Genomic DNA, 19,417 nt, shown 5'->3' on the forward strand with positions numbered 1-19,417 from the left:
CCATGACCGTCCTGCTGGACCGCCCCGTGGCCGCACCGGTCGCACCGGCCGCGCCGGAAGCGCCGGCCGCCGCGCGTGACCCGTTCATCGATCTGCTGCGGGTGGTGGGCATGGCGCTCATCGTGTTCCAGCACTGGACGATCCCGGTGCTCGACTACGACGGCGACCGGCTGACGACCGGCAACGCGCTGGCGACGCCGGGCGTGTGGGTGGTGACGTGGCTCAGCCAGGTGATGCCGCTGGTGTTCTTCGCGGGCGGCGCGGCCAACGCGATCGGGTTCGCCCGCTCCTCCCGGCCCGCGCCGGCGTGGCTGGCCGTGCGGCTGCGGCGGCTGGCCTGGCCGCTGCTGCCGCTGGCCGCGGTGTGGATCCCGCTGCCGCACATCCTGCTCACGCTGGGCGTGCCGGCGCAGCCGCTGGAGGTGGGCGCGAAGCTGACGGGCCAGCTGCTGTGGTTCCTGGCCGTGTACCTGATCGCCGTCACGGCCACCCCGTACGCGCTGCGCCTGCACCAGCGCCACGGCTGGCGGGTCCCGGTGGCGCTGGCGGCCGGGGCGGTGCTGACGGACGTGGCCAGGTTCTCGACCGGCGTGGACGCCGTGGGCTACCTGAACGTGATCTTCGTCTGGATGGCCGTGCACCAGCTCGGCTTCTTCTACGCCGAGGGCAGGCTGCGCGGGGCGTGGGCGCTGGCGCTCGGCGGGTTCGGCGCGGCGGCGCTGCTGGTCGCGTACGGCCCCTACCCGGGCAGCATGATCGGCCTGCCGGGTGCGGAGGTGTCCAACATGGCGCCGCCGACGCTGGCCATGCTCGCCGTCGGCCTGGGCCAGGTGGGCCTGGCCGTGACGCTGCGCCCCGCGCTGGTGCGGCTGCCCGCCCGCCGGCTGCTGGACTGGGCGGGCCCGCGGATCATGACGATGTACCTGTGGCACATGCCGGCCCTGTTCGCGGTGACCGGGGTGGTCGTGGTGCTGCTGGGCGTGGACACGCCGCGGCCGGGCGGCATCCTGTGGTTCCTCGGCTGGCCGGTCTGGTTCGGGCTGCTGTGCCTGGTCATGTGGCCGCTGCTGAAGGGGTTCGCGCGGTTCGAGACGCCGCCGTCGCTGCCGTACGGGACGGCGGGCTGGGGCGGCATGCTCGCGGCGGCCGGGCTGGTGGGCGCCGGGGTGCTGACGCTGACAGTGGGCGGGTTCGCGCCCGGGGGCGGGCCGTTCCTGGCGGTGCTGGCGCTGCTCGGCGGGCTGCTGCTGACGGCTCCGCGCCTGGCGTCGCGGTGAGGTTCGGGAAACACGGCCGTCATCCGCTCGTGAGAAGAATGTTCGCATGACGAAAGTGCGCGCCCTGCTCGAAACCGACCTTCCTGTCATCGCCGACATCTACGCCCACTACGTGACCACCACGGTCGCCACCTTCGACGAGACCCCGCTCACGACGGACGGCTGGCGCGCGAAGGCGGGCGGCATCACGGACGCCGGGCTGCCGTTCCTGGTGGCCGAGGTGGACGGGCAGGTCGCCGGGTACGCCTACGTGGCCCAGTACCGTCCCAAGCCCGCCTACCGGCACACCCTGGAGGACACGATCTACCTGGCGCCGGGCTTCACCGGCCGGGGCCTGGGGCGGCTGCTGCTGGGCTCCCTGATCGACGCGGCCCGGCGGACGCCGGCGCGCCAGCTCGTCGCGGTGATCGCCGACTCGGGCGACCCGTCGTCGGCCCGGCTGCACGAGAGGTTCGGCTTCGAGACGGCGGGCCGGCTGAGGTCCGTCGGCTTCAAGCACGACCGCTGGATCGACACCGTGCTGATGCAGCTCGACCTGCGCTGAAGGCGCTAGGCCACGAGCGACCTTGACGGAGTTGCCCGCCCCCGGTTCGACCACCCGGCAAACTTCGGCAGGATAGGAGTGTGAGCCTACTCGTTGACCGCCTGCCCGAAGAGATCGACGCTGATCCCGACGCCATCTTCGACGCGTTCGTCGCCTGGAACGCCGAGCGGGGGCTCACCCTCTATCCCGCGCAGGAGGAGGCCCTCATCGAGGTCGTCTCCGGCAACAACCTGATCCTGGCCACCCCCACCGGCTCCGGCAAGTCGCTGGTGGCGGCCGGCGCGCACTTCACGGCGCTGACGCGTGACCAGCGCACCTTCTACACGGCCCCGATCAAGGCGCTGGTGTCGGAGAAGTTCTTCGACCTGTGCGCCGTCTTCGGCACCGAGAACGTCGGCATGATGACCGGCGACGCGAGCGTCAACCCGGGCGCGCCGATCATCTGCTGCACGGCGGAGATCCTGGCGAACGTGGCGCTGCGCGACGGCGCGGCGGCCGACATCGGCCAGGTCGTGATGGACGAGTTCCACTTCTACGCCGAGCCAGACCGCGGCTGGGCGTGGCAGGTGCCGCTGCTGGAGCTGCCGAAGGTGCAGTTCATCCTGATGTCGGCGACGCTCGGCGACGTCACGATGTTCAAGGACGACCTGACCCGGCGCACCGGCCGCGAGACCGCCGTGGTCAAGCACGCCGAGCGGCCGGTGCCGCTGGTGTACTCATACCGGATGACGCCGCTGCACGAGACGCTGGAGGAGATGCTGTCCACCGGCCAGGCGCCGGTCTACGTCGTGCACTTCACGCAGGCGGCGGCGATGGAGCGGGCGCAGGCGCTGATGTCGATCAACATGGCGACCAAGGCCGAGAAGGAGGCCATCGCCGCCATGATCGGCGGGTTCCGGTTCACCACGCGGTTCGGGCGGGCGCTGTCGCGGCTGGTGCGGCACGGCATCGGCGTGCACCACGCGGGCATGCTGCCGAAGTACCGCCGCCTGGTGGAGCGGCTGGCGCAGGCGGGCCTGCTGAAGGTCATCTGCGGCACCGACACGCTGGGCGTGGGCGTCAACGTGCCCATCCGCACGGTGCTGTTCACCGCGTTGTCGAAGTACGACGGCAACAAGGTGCGGCGGCTGCGGGCCCGCGAGTTCCACCAGATCGCCGGCCGGGCGGGCCGCGCGGGCTTCGACACGATCGGCTACGTCGCCTGCCAGGCCCCCGAGCACGACATCGAGAACGCCAAGGCCCTGGCGAAGATCGGCGACGACCCCAAGCGGCGGCGCGGCTACGCCCGCAAGAAGCCGCCGGAGGGCTTCGTCGGCTGGAGCGAGGACACCTTCGTCAAGCTCCAGGAGGCCGAGCCCGAGCCGCTCAACTCCCGCTTCAAGGTCAGCAACGCGATGCTGCTGGCGGTCATCAACCGTCCGGGCGACTGCTTCCAGGCGATGAAGCACCTGCTGACCGACAACCACGAAGACCGCAAGTGGCAGCGCCGGCACATCAGCCAGGCCATCGCCATCTACCGGTCGCTGCTGGCGGGCGGCATCGTCGAGCAGTTCAGCGAGCCCGACGAGCAGGGCCGCAGGGCCCGGCTGACGATCGAGCTGCAGGAGGACTTCGCGCTCAACCAGGCGCTGTCCACGTTCGCGCTGGCGGCCTTCGACCTGCTCGACCGCGAGTCGCCGTCGTACGCGCTCGACATGGTCTCGATCGTGGAGTCGATCCTCGACGACCCGCGCCAGATCCTGTCGGCGCAGCTGAAGAAGGCCAGGGGCGAGGCCGTCGCGCAGATGAAGGCCGACGGCATCGAGTACGAAGAGCGCATGGAGCAGCTCGCCGAGGTCATGTACCCGATGCCGCTCGAAGACCTGCTGCTCGGGGCTTACGAGACCTACCGGCGCGGCCACCCGTGGGTGGGCGACTACACGGTCAGCCCGAAGTCGGTGGTGCGCGACATGTTCGAGCGGGCGATGACGTTCAGCGAGTACATCCAGTTCTACGAGCTGGCCCGCTCCGAGGGCACGGTGCTGCGCTACCTGGCCGACGCCTACCGCACGCTGTCGCGCACGGTGCCGGAGCACCTCAAGACCGACGACCTGGTCGACCTCATCGAGTGGCTGGGCGAGCTGGTGCGCCAGGTCGACTCGTCGCTGATCGACGAGTGGGAGAAGCTGACCAACCCGGAGGCGGCGCTGGAGCAGCAGGAGCAGCTCGACGTCAAGGTGCGCCCCGTCACGGCGAACGTGCGGGCCTTCCGGGTGCTGGTGCGCAACGCGATGTTCCGGCTGGTGGAGCTGTGCGCGCTGGAGAAGGAGGACGAGCTGGAGGAGCTCGCCCCCGACGTCGACTGGGGGGCGGCGCTCGACGCGTACTACGCCGACCACGAGGAGATCCTCACCGACGCCGACGCGCGCGGGCCCGCGCTGCTGCGCATCGAGGAGGAGAGCGGCCTGTGGAAGGTGCGGCAGACGATCAAGGATCCGGCCGGAGACGGTGACTGGGGCATCGACGCCCAGGTGGATCTGGCCGCCTCCGACGAGGAGGGCCGGGCCGTGCTGCACGTGCAGGGGCTCAACCGGCTCTAGAAGGAACAAGCCGTGTGCCGGAACGGACTGGCAAGGGCGTCCCGGCACAGGCCTGTCGATTCAGTTTCGTCCAGAAACTGTCGGGGTCGTGTCATGACAATGTCGCAAGATCGAGACATTCCCCGCGTTCAGCAGTCGGCGATGGTGCAGATCCTGCCGAGCATCCGCTTGGTGTCGCTGGTCTGGCGCTTGAAGTCGGCCTTGGCGGGCTTGCCCCACTCCCCAGCGACCGTGTAGAGGATCAGGGCGTTCGCGCGGCGGGTCACGACGGCCCGCTCGCCGCCGACGGCCGGCTTCCTGCCCTGGTACGCCTGCCCGGTCACCATCAGCCCCTGGTCGCCGAGGGCGGCGGCGGTGGCCGAGTAGCGGTAGGCGGCGCTGCCGCAGGAGCGCACGGCGGCCTCCAGGTCGCGCAGCGCCTTGCCGGCGGCCGCCTCCGAGGCGTAGAGCACGACCTGCTCCGACTTGGCGTAGTCGGGCACGGCCGTGTAGGTGAGCGTCCTGGCCTGGGTGCGCCCGGCCTGGCCGAGCTTCGCCTTCTGGCACGGGTTCACCACCAGCGGGGCGCTCTTCTTGCCGGAGATCGTCCAGCTCGTCTCGGGGTTGTCGTCCTTCTTGGCTGCTTCCTTCTCGTACAGGAGGACGTTGTTCGGGATGGCGACCGCGGCCGCCAGCACCAGTGCTGTGATCATGGGTCAAAATGGTATGAGTGAACGACGAAGAGATCAGACGCGTCCTGGGCCTGCTCTACCACGACGACACGTTGAAGACCTTCGCCTCCCTCGTGCTCGGCGCCACCGATGACCTGTCGCCCAAGGCGCTGCGGAAGCTGGAGAACGGCGGCCTGGCGGCCCGCGACGAGAGCGGCGCCTGGCGGGCCACGCCCGAGCGCTTCCGCGACCTGCTGCGGGCGCACGCGGAGCCCGCGCAGGCGCTGAGCCCGGAGGAGCGCGTGCTGCGCACGTTCCTCGTGAACGGGCGGCTGACGACGACGGCGATGCGCCGCGACAAGCGGCTCGTCGTGCTGCGCTACATCTCGCGGGTCTTCGAGCCCGGCGTGCGCTACGAGGAGAAGGACGTCAACGTGGCGCTGCGGGCCTTCCACGACGACTACGCGGCGCTGCGCCGCTACCTCGTGGACGAGGACCTGCTGTCACGCGAGGGCAACGTCTACTGGCGCAGCGGCGGGCCGGTCGAGGTCTAGCGAGATCCGGCGGGGTCTAGCGCAGGTTGCTGGTCCAGGCGTCGAGCTGGGCCTGCCACTGCTCGTCCGTCTCCGGGCGGCCCGGCACCCCGGGCCTGGTCTGCCAGGGCAGCGGGCCGTCCGCGCGGCGGTACTCGACGCCGATCGCGTCCAGCCGCCGCAGGTGCTCCGAGAGGCGGTCGAGGAAGCCGGGCAGGTCGCGCTCGGCGGAGCTCCACACCGTCTCGGCGAAGGCGGCCAGGCGGGGGAAGGCCATGTAGTCGACGCGCCGGCCCGAGTCGATCAGCTCGGTCCAGACGCCGCACTGGGCGCCGAGCACCCGCGCGGCGGCCGGGTCGCCGCGCAGCTCGGCCGGGATCGGCTCGAAGGCGTAGACGTCCTCCACGGTCAGCACCGTCCCGAACGGCACCGGCTCGTCCTCCCCCGGCCCCTGCCGGTAGTCGAAGTAGAGGGAGGTGTTGGCGCAGTTGATGACGTCGTGGCCGCTCCTGGCCGCGGCCACGGCGCCCAGCTCGCTGCGCCACGAGGCGACGACCGCGCCGGGCGCCAGGCCGCCCTCCAGGATCTCGTCCCAGCCGACCAGCCGCCGGCCGCGCGCCGCCAGGTAGCCGTCGAACTGGCGGATGAACCAGCTCTGCAGCTCCTCCTCGTCGCGCAGCCCCAGCTCGGCGATGCGCCGCTGCGCCGCCGGGCTGTCGCGCCACTGGTCCTTGCGCACCTCGTCGCCGCCCAGCACGATGTACGGGCTCGGGAACAGCTCCAGCACCTCGTCCAGCACGTCCTGGAAGAACTTGATCGTGGAGTCCTCGACGTTGAGCACGTTCACGCCGATGCCCCAGGTCGTGCCCACCTCCAGCGGGGTGTCCAGGTTGCCCAGCTCGGGATAGGCGGCGATGGCGGCCTGCGTGTGCCCCGGCAGGTCGATCTCGGGGACGACCGTGATGTGCCGCCGGGCCGCGTAGGCGACGATCTCCCTGAGGTCGTCCTGGGTGTAGTAGCCGCCGTGCGGGCGGCCGTCCATGGCGCCGTTCCAGCCGACCTGGCTCTCCTTGCGCCAGGCGCCGACCTCGGTCAGCCGGGGGTGGCGGCGGATCTCGACGCGCCAGCCCTGGTCGTCGGTGAGGTGCAGGTGCAGCACGTTCAGCTTGTGCAGCGCCATCAGGTCGACGAAGCGCAGCACCTCGTGCTTGGTCAGGAAGTGCCGGGCGACGTCGAGCAGGCAGCCGCGCCAGGCGAAGCGCGGCTCGTCCTCGACGTACGTGCCCGCCACCGTCAGCGGCCCGGCCGGGGCCTTCCTGAAGGCGGCGGGCGGCAGGAGCTGCCGGAGCGTCTGCGCGCCGTGGAAGGCCCCGGCGGGCCCGCCCGCGACGATCTCGACGTCCTGGCCGACCGTCAGCCGGTACGCCTCGGGCGGCAGGTCGCCGGTCGTGAGCCTGATCGTGCCCGAGCCCGGCCCCGGGAGGAGCTCGCCGCCGGCGACGGGGGCCAGCTCGCCGCGCAGCCAGGCCGCCACCTCGCTCAGCGCGGGATCGGCGACGATCGAGGTCCGCTCGTCGAGGACGAACGTGCCCGGCCTGGGCTCCTGCCTGACGGGCTTGGGAACGATCATGAAGGCTCCTTACTTGCAGGTGATGGTGGCGTCGGCGAAGTCGGCGTGGTCGGAGGTGGCGTTGTCGCCGCCGTTGGTCGCGACCAGCCGGACGAATCGGGCGCCCTCGATGGGCGCGGTCACCTTGCGCGCCGGCATGGCGCCGGTGAGCAGGCCGGAGTACGCGACCCGGCCCCCGTCGGCCCAGACCTCGAACCCGGCCGAGCCGGCCGCGCCGACCTCGTCGTCGATCCCGGCCTGGAACTCGACCGCCGTGCACCGCCCGCCGGTGTAGAACTCGATGTCGGCGGGGGCGTGCGTGCCCAGGCCCTTGGCGTAGGTGACGCCCTCGATCGTGAGGGGCCGGCCGTCGCCCGCCGCCCGCTCGCCGTTGCTGGTGTCCTTCTCCACGGGGCCGAAGTAGTTCGTGGCGCGGGTCCAGGCCAGGTCGCTCAGGTACGTGCGGCCTGATCCGAGGGCCTTGGCCACGAGGACGACGGCGGTCGCGGTCCGGTCGCCGTAGCGGAAGGTCACCTCGTAGGTGCCCGGTGCCGGCGCGGTGACGGCCCACGTGACGGTGAAGCTCTCGCCGCCGTCCAGCCGGGACGTGCGGGCCGGGGTGCGGGCCTCGACCCGCCAGCCCTCGGGCGCCTGCGCCGTCACCTCGACGTCGCGCAGCCGGGCGGTGGCCCCGGTGTTGGTGACCCGGGTGACGAGCTCGCCGGTGACGCCGGGCTCCAGCGTGGAGGGGCGGTCGTCGCCGAGGAAGCGCGGCGGGTCGGCCTCGAACGTCACGACGGGCGGCGCCTGCTCCCGGCTCTTGCTCACCCGGTAGAGCAGCGCGGCGTGCGCGGGCACCTGCGCGGCCAGCTCGTCCGTCGTGGAGGTGACGGCGCCGCTCCACAGGTCCTCGACCCGGTGCCGGCCGCCGAGCCGCGTGGAGACGACGGCCGCGCGGTCGCTCTCGTTGAACAGCGCGACGGCCCGGTCGCCGCCCGCCAGTGGCTTGGCCAGCACGTGGTACCAGCCGTCGGATCTGACGAGCGTGCCGTGCGCACCCAGCGGGTCCTGGTCCACGGCGATCACCTTGGGGTTGGCGACGACCGAGGCGGGCGCCTGCGCCGGGGCCGCCTGGAGGATCAGCGGGGCCGCGCCCATCGCCCACAGCGTGAACTGGGTGCGGTACTCCGTCTCGGTCATGCCGCCGCGCCCGGCCTGGATCAGGTCGGGGTCGGCCCAGCTGCCCCGGCCGGCGTACTCGGCCCTGAGCTGGTTGGTCTCCCAGAGGTCGACCATGGTCGCGTACGAGTCGGCGATGGGCCGGTTGTAGACGTTGGTGCGCCAGGTGGTGGCGCCGGCGTCCTTGCCCCACAGCCAGGGCACGGTGCTGCCGTCCTCATTGTTCATGGCGAAGACGACGTCGGGGCCGAGCGCCTGCCGCATGGGCGGGTAGAGGGCCTGGGCGATCTGCTGCACGTTCTTGCCGGGGAAGTCGGCCGTGGGGATGGAGCACCAGTCGTACTTGACGTAGTCCACGCCCCACGCCCTGACCTGGGCGGCGTCGGCGGCCTCGCTCTTGTACGAGCCGGGCCCGCCGCCGGAGCACGCCTTCGTGCCGGCCGACAGGCTGAGGCCGAGCTTCAGCCCCTTGCCGTGCACGTAGCCGGCCAGCGCGGCGATGCCGCCGGGGAAGCGGGCGGCGTCGGGGGCCAGGGCGCCGCCCGCGCGCTGCGCGGCCAGCCAGCAGTCGTCGATGATGACGTAGCGGTAGCCGAGCGGGGCGAGGGGGGCGAGGGCGTCGGCGGCCTGGCGTACCGACTGCTCGGAGACCGAGCAGCCGAGCGAGCGGCTGCTCCAGCCCATCGGCGGGGTGGTGGCCGCCTCGGCGGCACTGGGCAGGGGTAAGAAGGGCAGGCTGAGGAGGGCCGCCGCGGCGGCGGCCTTGATCGTGCGCATGGGGGTCCTGTCAGGCGGGGTTGAGCGTGGGGCGGCCGGGCTCGATGACGAAGGAGCCGGAGGTGTAGGCGGGCGCGTACGGCTCGGTGACGCGCGACAGCGAGCGGAAGTCGACCTTCATCTCCTGGTCGGTGATCCGGGTGCGCACGTAGCCGCGGCGGCCGTTGAAGAACTTCACGTGCGGGTTCTCATCCAGCAGGATCTGCGTGTTGGGGTACTCGTCCAGGCCGTTGCCCGCGCTGGTGACCGACGTGGTGACCAGCTCGACGGCGACCGACTTCGACTCGGGGTCGCGGTAGTCGCGCTTGACCTCGCCCGCCCAGTGGGAGTGCACGTCGCCGGTGAGCACCACCGCGTTGCGCTTGTAGGTGTCGATGGCGGCGGTCAGGCGGTCGCGGGAGGCGACGTAGCCGTCCCAGCCCTCGTTGGAGTAGCCCTTGCCCTCGCCGTTGGTCCAGTCCATCTCCATGAAGAAGACCTGCTGGCCGAGCAGGTCCCAGGTGGCGCGGGAGCGCTTGAGCCGGTCGTCCAGCCACGCCTCCTGCTCCTGGCCGAGCATGGTGCGGTTGGGCTCGAAGCGCTGCACGCAGTCGGGGCCGACCGTGCCGCTCTTGCCGGTGCAGGCGTACAGGTCGCGGTACTGGCGGGTGTCGAGCAGGTGCAGGTTGGCGACCGTGCCCCAGCGGATGCTGCGGTACAGCTTGAGTGCCGCCCCGTCCGGCTTCTGCGCGCGGCGCAGCGGCATGTTCTCGTAGTACGCCTGGAACGCCGCGGCCCGGCGGGCGAGGAACGGCGGGTCGGGCTGCTCGGGCACGTCCCCGGCCCAGGCGTTCTCGATGTCGTGGTCGTCCCAGACCACGACCCAGGGGGCGATGGCGTGCGCGAGCTGCGACTCCGGGTCGGCCTTGTGCTGGGCGTGGCGCAGGCGGTAGCCGGCCAGGTCCAGGCACTCGCCGCCGGCCTGGTCGCGGACCGGGTACTTGTAGTCGCCGTACTCGTAGATGTAGTCGCCGAGGAAGGCGATCAGGTCGGGCTGGTCCTCGGCCATCCTGCGGTACGGGGTGAACCAGCCGGTCTGGTAGTCGGCGCAGGAGGTGAACGACAGGTTCAGCGCCCTGCTCCGGGTGCCGGGGGCGGGCGCGGTGAGGGTGCGGCCGACGGGGCTGATCTCGCCCTCGGCCTTGAAGCGGTAGAAGTACTCCGCGCCGGGCTCCAGGCCCTCCAGCTCCACGTGCACGCTGTGGGCCGCCTCACGGCCGGCCACCTCCGTGCCGCGCCGGACCACGTGCCGGAAGTTCTCGTCCTTGGCGAGCTGCCACTGGACGGGGACGGGCCGCTCCGGCATGCCGCCGAAGCCGTCGAGCGCGATCGGGTCCATGGCGAGGCGGGTCCAGAGCACCACGCCGTCGTGCGTGGGCTCACCCGAGGCGACGCCGAGCTGGAAGGGGTCGGACAGAGGGGCGCGCCGGGCCGCCGCGCGCACGGGGGTGACCCCTAGTGCGGCGGACAGGCCCAGGCTGGCGCCCCCGGCGAACAGTGAACGCCGGGTGATCATGGGGGTCCTTACTTGACGGTGGCGTTGCCTTCGGCGACAGCCTGGTCCGCGGCTGCTTTCGGAGTGAGTTCACCGAGATACATCTCGTTGAAGATCTGGTTAAGCTTCGTCTCGAAGCCGGTGAAACCCGTGGTGATCGGCAGCGGGAAGGTCGTCCCCTCCGCCTCCTCGGCGAACGGCGTCACGTCGACGTTCTTCGCCTTCCAGTAGTCCACGTAGCCCTGCGACAGGCCGTTGAGCGCGGGGAAGACGTAGCCGCCGTCGGCCATCATCTTCTGCGGCTCCTGCGTGCCGAGGTACTGCGCCAGCTTCATGGCCTCCTCGGGGTGGTCGCTCTTGGCGTAGACGGCCTCGGCCAGGCCGTTGAGGTTGACCGCGCGGCCCGCCGGGCCCTCCGGCATCATGGCCACCCCCACCTCGAACGACGACTCGGGGGCCACGAACGGCAGCAGCGCGTTGTTGGCGGGGAACATCGCGATCTTGCCCGCCTTGAACATGTCGGTGACCTTGCCGGTCGGCGGGTTCGTCTGCGTGGCGGGCGGCGACACGTGGTGCTTGTTGACCAGGTCCACGCCGAACTGCAGGGCCTGCACGGAGGCCGGGTCGTTGAAGGTGTACTTGCCGAACGGCTTGTCGACCAGCTTGCCGCCGTTGGAGGCGACCCAGTTCATCCACTGGGTCTGGTAGTGGTTCCAGGAGGCGAAGCCGTACGTCTTGACCTTGGCCGCGTCGAACCCGGGCTCGCCGGGGTGCTTGCCGGCCTCGTCCACGGTGAGCTTGCGCGCCGTGTCGAGCAGCGTGCCGCTGCCGTCGGCGGCCCAGGTCAGCTTGTCCGGCATCTCCACACCGGCCTGCTTGAACAGGTCCTTGTTGTAGAGCAGGCCGACGATGCCCCAGTCCTTCGGGACGCCGTACAGCTTGCCCTCGTAGGTGAACGAGCCCACCACGGTCTGGTGGTACTTCGCGGTGTCCACCTGCACGGGCGCCAGCACGCCCTTGGTCACGTACTCGGGGAACTGGGTGGGCGTCATCCAGAACACGTCCGGCGCCGTGCCCGCCACCGCGTCCGCGGTGAGCTTCGTCCAGTACTGGTCGTACGGGAGCAGCTCGATCTCCACGTCGATGCCCGGGTTGGCCTTCTCGAAGGCCGCCATCACCTTCTCGTAGCCGGCCTTCTGCTGGTCGTCCCAGAGCCGGTACGTCAGCGTGACCTTCTCCGCGCCGCCGCCGCCACCTGAACCGCAGGCGGTCAGGGCGAGCAGGGCGGCGGTGAGCAGCGCGCAGCGAATCGGGGGGTTCTTCATCATCCGCTGACCTCATTTACTTGAGGCCGGTGAGGACCACCGACCTGACGATGTACTTCTGGAAGAAGACGAAGACGGCCACCATGGGCACCAGCGCGATCAGGCTGCCGGCCATCATGAGGTGGTAGTCCACCCCGATGCCGTCCTTGAGCGTGGCGATGGCCACGGTGATGACCTTGGTGTCGTCGCCGCTGGTGATGATCAGCGGCCACAGGAAGCTGTTCCACGACGAGATCACCGTGATGATGGCCAGGGTGCCGAGCGCCGGGCGGCACAGCGGCAGCATGACGCGCAGCAGGATCGTCAGCGGCCCGGCCCCGTCGATCCTGGCGGCCTCCTCCAGCCCGGCGGGCAGGCCCTTGAAGAACTGCCGCATGAGGAAGATGCCGTAGGGGGTGCCGAGCACGTACGGGGCGAGCAGGCCCCACCAGGTGTTGACCAGGTCCAGCTCGCGCATGATCAGGAACAGCGGGATCATCGTGACCGCGCTCGGCACCATCATGGTGGCCACGAACAGCCAGAACAGCACGTCCCTGCCGCGGAAGCGCAGCCGCGCGAAGGCGTAGGCGGCGAACGTGGTGAACACGAGCTGTCCCGCCGTCAGCAGCGCGGTCATCACGGCGGTGTTGAGCACGAAGCGGGGGAAGTCGCCGGCGAGCATGTCGGCGACGTTGCGGCCGGTCGGCGGCCAGCCCGGCAGCCACGGCGCGGTGGAGGTGAGCTGCGCCTGCGTCTTGAACGCGGTCAGCAGCACCAGCAGGTAGGGGAAGACGGAGACGAACGCGCCCACGGCGAGCGCGGCGTACAGCAGGATGCGCTTGGTCATGGACGCCTCAGCTCAGGTCGTAGGTGGTGCGCTTGCCGAAGAACCTGACCTGCGCCACCGTGACCAGGAAGATGATCAGGAAGAGGAGCGTGGAGAGGGTGGCGGCGTAGCCGAAGTCGAACTGCTTGAACGCGGTCTCGAAGATGCGGAAGTTGAGCACTTCGGTGCTGTGGCCGGGGCCGCCGTTCGTCATCGCGTACACGGTGTCGAACACCTGGAACGCGCCGATGAGGTTCGTCACGGTGACGAAGAACATCGTGGGGTTGAGCAGCGGCAGCGTCACCCTCCAGAAGCGCTGCGCCGGGGTGGCGCCGTCGATGGCGGCCGCGTCGTGCAGCTCCTTCGGGATGCCCTGCAGCCCGGCCAGGAAGAACAGCATGTTGTAGCCCGTGTGCTGCCAGACGCTGACCAGCGCGACGGCGGGCAGCGCCCAGCTCGGGTCGGACAGCCAGTCCGGGCCCGTGACGCCGACCAGCTCCAGCGCGCGGTTGATCGCGCCGTCACGCGGGTCGAAGATCCAGTTCCAGACGAGGGCGAGGACGATCGGCGTGGCCATCCACGGCACCACGAACAGCGAGCGGTAGAACCGCACGCCCTTGATCCGCCGGTCGAGCAGCACCGCCAGGCCCAGCGCGAGCACGGTCTGCAGCGGGATGCACAGCAGCACGTACGCGACGGTGACCCACAGCGAGTGCCAGGTCTCCCCGTCGGAGGCCAGGCGCCGGTAGTTCTCCAGGCCGACGAACTCGGGGGCCGACAGCAGCTCCCAGTCGAACAGGCTCAGCACCAGCACGATGACCATGGGCAGCAGCAGGAACGCCACGACGCCGAACAGGCTGGGCGCGACGAACAGGTAGGCGTGCAACCCGCCCCCGCGCCTGGCCGGGCGGGCCGGCTCTCGTACCAGGGCGCGGGCCTTGGCGGTGTGGCTGGTCATGACGGCTCCGTCGCCGTCGGCACCATGAGCCGCCTGGTCGTCGCAAGGCCCCACGCGTCGAGCGCCGCGATCGGGTCGCTCGACCCGCGCAGCCCGCCGGTGCCCTCGATGTGCGCCGCCCACTCCTCGCGGGCCTCCACCTCGGGCCGCGCCATGATGCAGTCGGGGTCGTTGACCCACCAGCGGGCGTGCAGGAACTCGCGGGCCGCACCGGTGAGCCGGGCGCCTAGCTGGGAGGGCTGGCTGATGTCACCGGACTTGGGGTACAGGGTGGGGGCGATGTCGGGGCTGACCCGCATGATGTCGACCAGGCCGATGCTGGGCAGCATCGGCGCGCCGCAGCCGTGCAGCGTGGCGCCGGGACCGGCGCCCCGCCGGATCAGCTCCAGGCCCAGCCGGTACGCGGCGATCGGGTCCATGTCCTCGTGCCGCCGGCCCGCCAGCGCCCCGGCATAGACGAAGTCGAGCTTGAAGTGGCTGATGCCCATCGCGGCGAGGGTCCGGAAGACGTGCACCAGGTGCTCGGCCGCCTCCGGGTGGGTGACGTCGAGCACGGCCAGGTCCTGGTCCCACATGTGGCCCGCGTACGCGCCGCCGACCAGCCAGTCGGGGTGCTCGCGGAAGATCCGGCTGCGGTGCCCGACCAGGAACGGCGCGGTCCAGATGCCCGCCCGGTGCCCGGCGCCGGTCACGGCGTCCACGGCCCGGGCCAGCGAGCCGAACTCGGGCCTGATCTCCAGCCAGTCGCCGATCTCGGCTTCATAGCCGTCGTCGATGAGGAACATGTCGGCGCCCAGGCCGTGCTTGTGCGACAGCTCCAGGTTCTCGATCACGTCGGCGTCGGTGACCTTGCCCCAGTAGCCGTACCAGGTGCACCACATGGGCGGGACGGCGGGGAAGGCGCGCGGCCCGGCCGTGCTGCCGGTCGTGCTGCCGGTCGTGCTGCCGGTCGTGCTGCCGGTCGTGCTGCCCGCCATGCTGTCGGCCCAGTCGCGCAACGCCCGCCCGAGCCCGTGCTCCGAGCGGTGGTGGCGCACGGGGCCGTCGGCGGAGACGACCAGGCGGCCCTTGTCCTCCCTGACCCGGATCGAGGGCACCGTGAGCGGGTCCGGCGCGGACCACAGCTCGACGGAGCCGTCGCCCGGCTCGATCGCCAGCAGCCCCTCGCCCTGGAAGACGCCGTCGGGGACGGGCGTCTCCGGGCGGTAGGCGAGCACCTGGATCGTCTCGGTGGCCGGCCGGGGCGGGGCGTCGGTCCAGCGGTAGCGGCCCGACGGGCTCCAGGACTGCCAGCCATGCTCGAACACCCGCGCCTCGTGGGGGTGGCACCTGACCTCGCCGACGTCCGAGAACGGCATCAGTCCCTCATTTCCTGTCCTGACTTACGAAGGAGCGCTTCATTAGTAGCACCGGGACTCTTGGGGGGTCAACGCCCGATTTTTTACGCTCTGCTGACTCTCGCCGCGGCGACTGGCCGCCCGCCTGCCGCTGGCATAATGTCTTGTTACAGAGGACACCTACATTAAGGACGGCGATGGCGGACCTACGCGGCGGCGACCTGTCCCGGCTGCGCCAGCTCAACTCGCTGACCGCCATCCGCGAGCTGCGCGGATCCGGGCCGCTCACCCTGTCGGCGCTGGCCGAGCGCACGGGCCTGTCCCGGCCGTCCATGAAAGAGGTCACCGACGAGCTCATGGCGCTGGGCTGGGTGGAGGAGGTCCCGCCCAGCCAGGGCACCATGGGCCGGCCCGCCCGCCGCTACCGCTTCCGCGCCGACAGCGGCCACCTGGTGGGCGTCGACATAGGGGGTCACAACATCCGCGCCGCCCTGTCCGACCTCGACGGCCGCATCCTCGCCGAGACCCGGCAGCCGGTCCTGCCCGGCGCCCCGCTCGCCGAGCGGCTGGCCGCCATCGAACGAGCCGTCTCCGGCTGCCTCGCGCTCAGCCGGACGAGCGTCGAGCAGGTGTGGCTGATCTCGGTCGGCACCGTCGGCACCATCGACGTCGAGGGCCGCGTCATCTACTCCGCCGCCGTCCCCGCCTGGCGCGACCTCGACCTCGCCGGCGCGCTGCGCGAGGTCTTCCCCTGCCAGGTGCTCATCGAGAACGACAGCCGCCTGGCCGCCATGGCCGAGACCAGGCGCGGCGTCGCCAAGGGCGCGCGAGACGTGGTGTTCCTGCACGTCGGCAGGCGCATGGGCGCCGGCCTCATCATCGGCGGCAAGGTGCACCGCGGCTTCGGCGCCGCCGCCGGCGAGATCTCCATGCTGCCCGAGGCCCGCTGGTTCGACGCGCCCGAGCACCTCAACACGTGCGCGTGCGTCCCCGAGGGCACGCCGCCCGAGGACGCGGCCGGCTACACGCTCGCCGCCGCCCGCGACGGCGACCCGGTCGCGATCGAGGCGGTCGAGCGCTACGTCGACGACCTCGCCGTGGGCGCCGCCGCGATGGTGCTCATCATGGACCCGCAGATGGTGGTGCTCGGCGGCGGCTTCTCCCGCTCCGCCGACGTGCTGCTCGACCGGCTCCGGGAACGGCTGGAGCGGCGCTGCATGCGGCTGCCGGAGGTGCGCGCCTCCACGCTGGGCGACGAGTGCGTGGTCGTCGGCGCCATCGACTACGCCGTCGAGCACCTGGACGAGCAGCTCTTCACCCCCGACAGGGGCCCGCTCCCCGTCACCCGCTGACCGGCGGCGCCGGCTCGTCCGCGGTCACCCGCAGGCGTGCGCGGTAGTCGCGGGGCGGCAGGCCGTACTCCTTCCTGAAGGCCCGGCTGAAGTGGAACGGGCTGACGAACCCCGAGGCCGCCGCTACCTGCCCGACGTCCAGATCCGTCACCTCCAGCAGGCTCGCCGCGTGCCGCACCCGCGCCCGGCGCACCGCCCGCATCGGCGTCTGCCCGGTCACCGCCGCGAACAGGTGGGCGAAGCGGGAGGGCGAGAGCGCGACCGCCCGGGCCAGCGTGGCGACCGAGTGCGGCGCGCCCGGCTCCGCCGCGATGATCGCCAGAGCCCGGCGGACCCGCTCGTCCCCCTCCTCACGCCGGCCCTCGCCCCGGCCCTCACCCCGTCCGTCACGCCCGGCGGTCGCGGTGGCCAGCACCAGCACCTCCTCCACCGCCCCCATCACCAGCTCCCGCGCCGCCCCGCCGACCACCACCGCCGGCACCCGCGCCGCCTCCATCGGCTCGCCTCCGTGCGGTGCGTGCGGGGTCCAGCGCGCGTCCCGCACCGCCCGCAGGAACGCCTGCCCGATCCGCTCGTGCACCGCCCCCGGCACGCCCGCCACCAGGTGGGACCCGCCGCCCTTCGCGAACGGCGCCAGCCACGCCGCCCACGACGCCCTCGGCTGGAAGTGCACCCACCAGAACCGCCACCGCCCCGCCTCCGGCCGCACCCGGTAACGCTGGGCCACCCCCGACCCCAGCACCGCCAGGTCCCCCGCCCCCACCCGGAACGCGGCCCCGCCCTGCTCGACGAGCCCCTCCCCCGCCTCCGTCCACATCAGCAGCCAGCTCGGCGAGCCCCCGGCACGCCGCGTCCCGTAGCCGGCCTCCTTGTCGTAGTGGCCCACGATCATCAGCTCGGCAGCAGGAACAGACAGGTCCTCAGCGGTCACAGGCATACCGTCGCACGAAAGCGCTCCTTAGCGTTGGAGACATGAGGCTCAACGACTTCCACGATCAGGGGTACGTGCTCGTGCCCGGTCTCCTCGCCCCCGAAGAGGTGGCCGAGCTGCGCGACGAGTTCATGGCGCTGCACGCCCGGGGCCCGATCCCCGGTCACTTCACGCCGCAGCCGCAGGAGCCCGGGCAGCCGTACGACATCCTGCGCGACTACCCCCGCATCATGCACCCCCACCAGGTGAACGACGTCGCCCTGCGCTACCTGCTCGACCAGCGCATCGGGGCGATACTCCGCGACCTCCTGGGCGAGGAGCCGATAGCAGCCCAGAGCATGTTCTACTTCAAGCCGCCGGGCGCCAGGGGCCAGGCGCTGCACCAGGACAACTTCTACCTCCGCGTCGAGCCCGGCACCTGCGTGGCCGCCTGGGTGGCGCTCGACCGGGTGGATCGCGCCAACGGCGGACTGGAGGTCGTCCCCGGCACCCACCTCATGGACCTGTTCTGCCCGGAGGAGGCCGACGAGGGCGTCTCGTTCACCCGCGAGTACGTGCCGCCGCCGCCCGGCCTGGAGAAGGTCCCCGTGGACATGAACCCGGGCGACGTGCTCTTCTTCAACGGCAGCCTCGTGCACGGCTCGGAGCCGAACAGCACCGCCGACCGCTTCCGCCGCAGCTTCATCTGCCACTACGTGGGCCGCTCGGCCGAGCGCATCGCCGAGTACTACCCGACGCTCACCATGTCGGGCGAGCCCGTGCGGCTCGAACCGGCCGTGGGCGGCGGCCCCTGCGGCACCGAGATCACCGGCCCGCACTAGGAGACGCCCGCACTCACCCGCCGGAGATGTCGGACTCGGCGTCTCCGTCGGGTATGGGGCAGTCCCACGGGTCGTCCAGCCACCCGTCGGGAAGCAGCACCTTGGACCGCTCACCCGACTTGCCCCGGGGCGTGTCGGTGTTGGGCGGCCACGGCTGGTCGTGCTCCAGCTTCGCGAGCCCGGCCCGCAGCCCGTCGAGCGACTCGGCCGTGGCCAGCTCCCGCCGCAGCTCGCTGCCGACCGTGAACCCCTTCAGGTACCAGCCGACGTGCTTGCGGAAGTCGGCCACGGCGTAACGCTCGATGTCGAAGCACGCGGTCAGCCCCTCGGCGTGCCTGGCCATCGCCTCGGCCACCTCGCCGAGGGTCGGCTGGGCCCGCTCGGGGCTGCCGTTGAAGGCGTTCTCCAGATCCTTGAACAACCACGGCCGCCCCAGGCACCCGCGCCCGACCACCACCCCGTCGCAGCCGGTGCGCGCCACCATCCGCAGCGCGTCGTCGGCGCTCCAGATGTCGCCGTTGCCCAGCACGGGGATCTCGGGCACGGCCTCCTTCAGCCGGGCGATGGCCTCCCAGTCGGCCACGCCGCCGTAGTGCTGCTTGGCGGTGCGGGCGTGCAGCGCGATCGCCGCGACCCCCTCCTCGACGGCGATCCGGCCGGCGTCGAGGTAGGTCAGGTGGTCGTCGTCGATGCCCTTGCGCATCTTCATCGTCACGGGCAGCGGCCCCGCGTTCGCGACCGCCTCGCGCAGGATGCGGCGCAGCAGGTTCCGCTTGTACGGCAGCGCCGACCCGCCCCCGCGCCTGGTCACCTTGGGCACCGGGCAGCCGAAGTTGAGGTCGATGTGGTCGGCGAGATCCTCCTCGGCGATCATCCTCGCCGCCCGCCCGACCGTGACCGGGTCCACCCCGTAGAGCTGGATGCTCCTCGGACGCTCCGACTCGTCGAACCTGATCATCCGCATCGTCTTCGGATTGCGCTCGACGAGGCCCCTGGTCGTGATCATCTCGCACACGAACAGCCCGGCGCCCTGCTCGCGGCAGAGCACCCGGAACGGGGCGTTCGTGATGCCCGCCATCGGCGCCAGCACCACCGGCGGCCACACCTCAATCGGCCCAATCTTCACTCCGCCAGTTGTAGCGCAGGTCAGGCCGCAACCGGTATTCGCGGATAGTCTGTGATCGGCATCTACGGGTTGAGGGGGAA

Annotated in this window: 16 protein-coding genes; 6 read left to right on the top strand and 10 right to left on the bottom strand. The window is 71.5% G+C overall.

The features are described from left to right. Nucleotides 1–2: 2 nt before the first annotated feature. From KIS93_RS15965 to KIS93_RS15975, 3 genes are all read left to right on the top strand, one after another. Nucleotides 3–1,277, top strand: coding sequence for an acyltransferase family protein (locus KIS93_RS15965; protein ID WP_080036834.1), 1,275 nt, complete (start codon nucleotides 3–5; stop codon nucleotides 1,275–1,277). A gap of 46 nt (nucleotides 1,278–1,323) precedes the next feature. Further along, a complete protein-coding gene (locus KIS93_RS15970) occupies nucleotides 1,324–1,821 on the top strand; it encodes a GNAT family N-acetyltransferase (RefSeq protein WP_080036833.1) in 498 nt (165 codons plus the stop codon). Between the two features lie 80 nt (nucleotides 1,822–1,901). Next, nucleotides 1,902–4,400 (top strand): DEAD/DEAH box helicase, encoded by a 2,499-nt coding sequence (locus KIS93_RS15975; protein WP_080036832.1) that lies wholly within the window; start codon nucleotides 1,902–1,904, stop codon nucleotides 4,398–4,400. Nucleotides 4,401–4,528: 128 nt separating this feature from the next. Here KIS93_RS15975 and KIS93_RS15980 read toward each other — a convergent pair whose 3' ends face one another. Next, nucleotides 4,529–5,092 (bottom strand): hypothetical protein, encoded by a 564-nt coding sequence (locus tag KIS93_RS15980; protein ID WP_155126498.1) that lies wholly within the window; start codon nucleotides 5,090–5,092, stop codon nucleotides 4,529–4,531. Nucleotides 5,093–5,109: 17 nt separating this feature from the next. On the opposite strand from KIS93_RS15980, the gene KIS93_RS15985 reads away from it, so the two are divergent. Beyond that, complete coding sequence (locus KIS93_RS15985; protein WP_080036830.1) at nucleotides 5,110–5,604, top strand: DUF2087 domain-containing protein; 495 nt, start codon at nucleotides 5,110–5,112, stop codon at nucleotides 5,602–5,604. Nucleotides 5,605–5,620: 16 nt separating this feature from the next. Here KIS93_RS15985 and KIS93_RS15990 read toward each other — a convergent pair whose 3' ends face one another. The 7 genes from KIS93_RS15990 to KIS93_RS16020 are packed head-to-tail and all read right to left on the bottom strand — an operon-like array spanning nucleotide 5,621 to nucleotide 15,128. Then, nucleotides 5,621–7,213 (bottom strand): beta-N-acetylhexosaminidase, encoded by a 1,593-nt coding sequence (locus KIS93_RS15990; RefSeq protein WP_080036829.1) that lies wholly within the window; start codon nucleotides 7,211–7,213, stop codon nucleotides 5,621–5,623. A gap of 9 nt (nucleotides 7,214–7,222) precedes the next feature. Continuing rightward, nucleotides 7,223–9,148, bottom strand: coding sequence for an NPCBM/NEW2 domain-containing protein (locus KIS93_RS15995; RefSeq protein ID WP_080036828.1), 1,926 nt, complete (start codon nucleotides 9,146–9,148; stop codon nucleotides 7,223–7,225). A 10-nt stretch (nucleotides 9,149–9,158) separates the two neighbouring features. Beyond that, complete coding sequence (locus KIS93_RS16000; RefSeq protein ID WP_080036827.1) at nucleotides 9,159–10,703, bottom strand: alkaline phosphatase D family protein; 1,545 nt, start codon at nucleotides 10,701–10,703, stop codon at nucleotides 9,159–9,161. Nucleotides 10,704–10,711: 8 nt separating this feature from the next. After that, nucleotides 10,712–12,010: an ABC transporter substrate-binding protein gene (locus KIS93_RS16005; RefSeq protein ID WP_155126495.1), complete on the bottom strand. Its 1,299-nt coding sequence runs from the start codon at nucleotides 12,008–12,010 to the stop codon at nucleotides 10,712–10,714. A 13-nt stretch (nucleotides 12,011–12,023) separates the two neighbouring features. Then, a complete protein-coding gene (locus tag KIS93_RS16010; protein ID WP_080036826.1) occupies nucleotides 12,024–12,833 on the bottom strand; it encodes a carbohydrate ABC transporter permease in 810 nt (269 codons plus the stop codon). A gap of 7 nt (nucleotides 12,834–12,840) precedes the next feature. Continuing rightward, nucleotides 12,841–13,770: a carbohydrate ABC transporter permease gene (locus tag KIS93_RS16015; RefSeq protein WP_080036825.1), complete on the bottom strand. Its 930-nt coding sequence runs from the start codon at nucleotides 13,768–13,770 to the stop codon at nucleotides 12,841–12,843. Then, on the bottom strand, nucleotides 13,767–15,128 hold the full coding sequence (locus tag KIS93_RS16020; protein WP_080036824.1) for a glycoside hydrolase family 36 protein: 1,362 nt from the start codon (nucleotides 15,126–15,128) through the stop codon (nucleotides 13,767–13,769). Before KIS93_RS16020 ends, KIS93_RS16015 begins: the two co-directional genes overlap by 4 nt. Nucleotides 15,129–15,304: 176 nt before the next feature. Between KIS93_RS16020 and KIS93_RS16025 the strand changes: the two genes are divergently transcribed. After that, nucleotides 15,305–16,459: an ROK family transcriptional regulator gene (locus KIS93_RS16025; RefSeq protein ID WP_080036823.1), complete on the top strand. Its 1,155-nt coding sequence runs from the start codon at nucleotides 15,305–15,307 to the stop codon at nucleotides 16,457–16,459. Here KIS93_RS16025 and KIS93_RS67480 read toward each other — a convergent pair. Next, nucleotides 16,449–17,390, bottom strand: a complete 942-nt coding sequence (locus tag KIS93_RS67480) for a helix-turn-helix domain-containing protein (protein WP_222107488.1) — start codon at nucleotides 17,388–17,390, stop codon at nucleotides 16,449–16,451. The two genes, KIS93_RS16025 and KIS93_RS67480, sit on opposite strands and share 11 nt — an antisense overlap. A gap of 41 nt (nucleotides 17,391–17,431) precedes the next feature. Between KIS93_RS67480 and KIS93_RS16035 the strand changes: the two genes are divergently transcribed. Next, nucleotides 17,432–18,211: a phytanoyl-CoA dioxygenase family protein gene (locus KIS93_RS16035; RefSeq protein ID WP_080036821.1), complete on the top strand. Its 780-nt coding sequence runs from the start codon at nucleotides 17,432–17,434 to the stop codon at nucleotides 18,209–18,211. Nucleotides 18,212–18,224: 13 nt separating this feature from the next. Here the strand turns inward: KIS93_RS16035 and dusB are convergent, their stop codons facing one another. Beyond that, nucleotides 18,225–19,337, bottom strand: a complete 1,113-nt coding sequence (gene dusB, locus KIS93_RS16040; protein ID WP_230465984.1) for a tRNA dihydrouridine synthase DusB — start codon at nucleotides 19,335–19,337, stop codon at nucleotides 18,225–18,227. Nucleotides 19,338–19,417: the final 80 nt, after the last annotated feature.

It is taken from the genome of [Actinomadura] parvosata subsp. kistnae, from assembly GCF_900323885.1.
Taxonomy (GTDB): Bacteria; Actinomycetota; Actinomycetes; order Streptosporangiales; family Streptosporangiaceae; genus Nonomuraea; species Nonomuraea composti.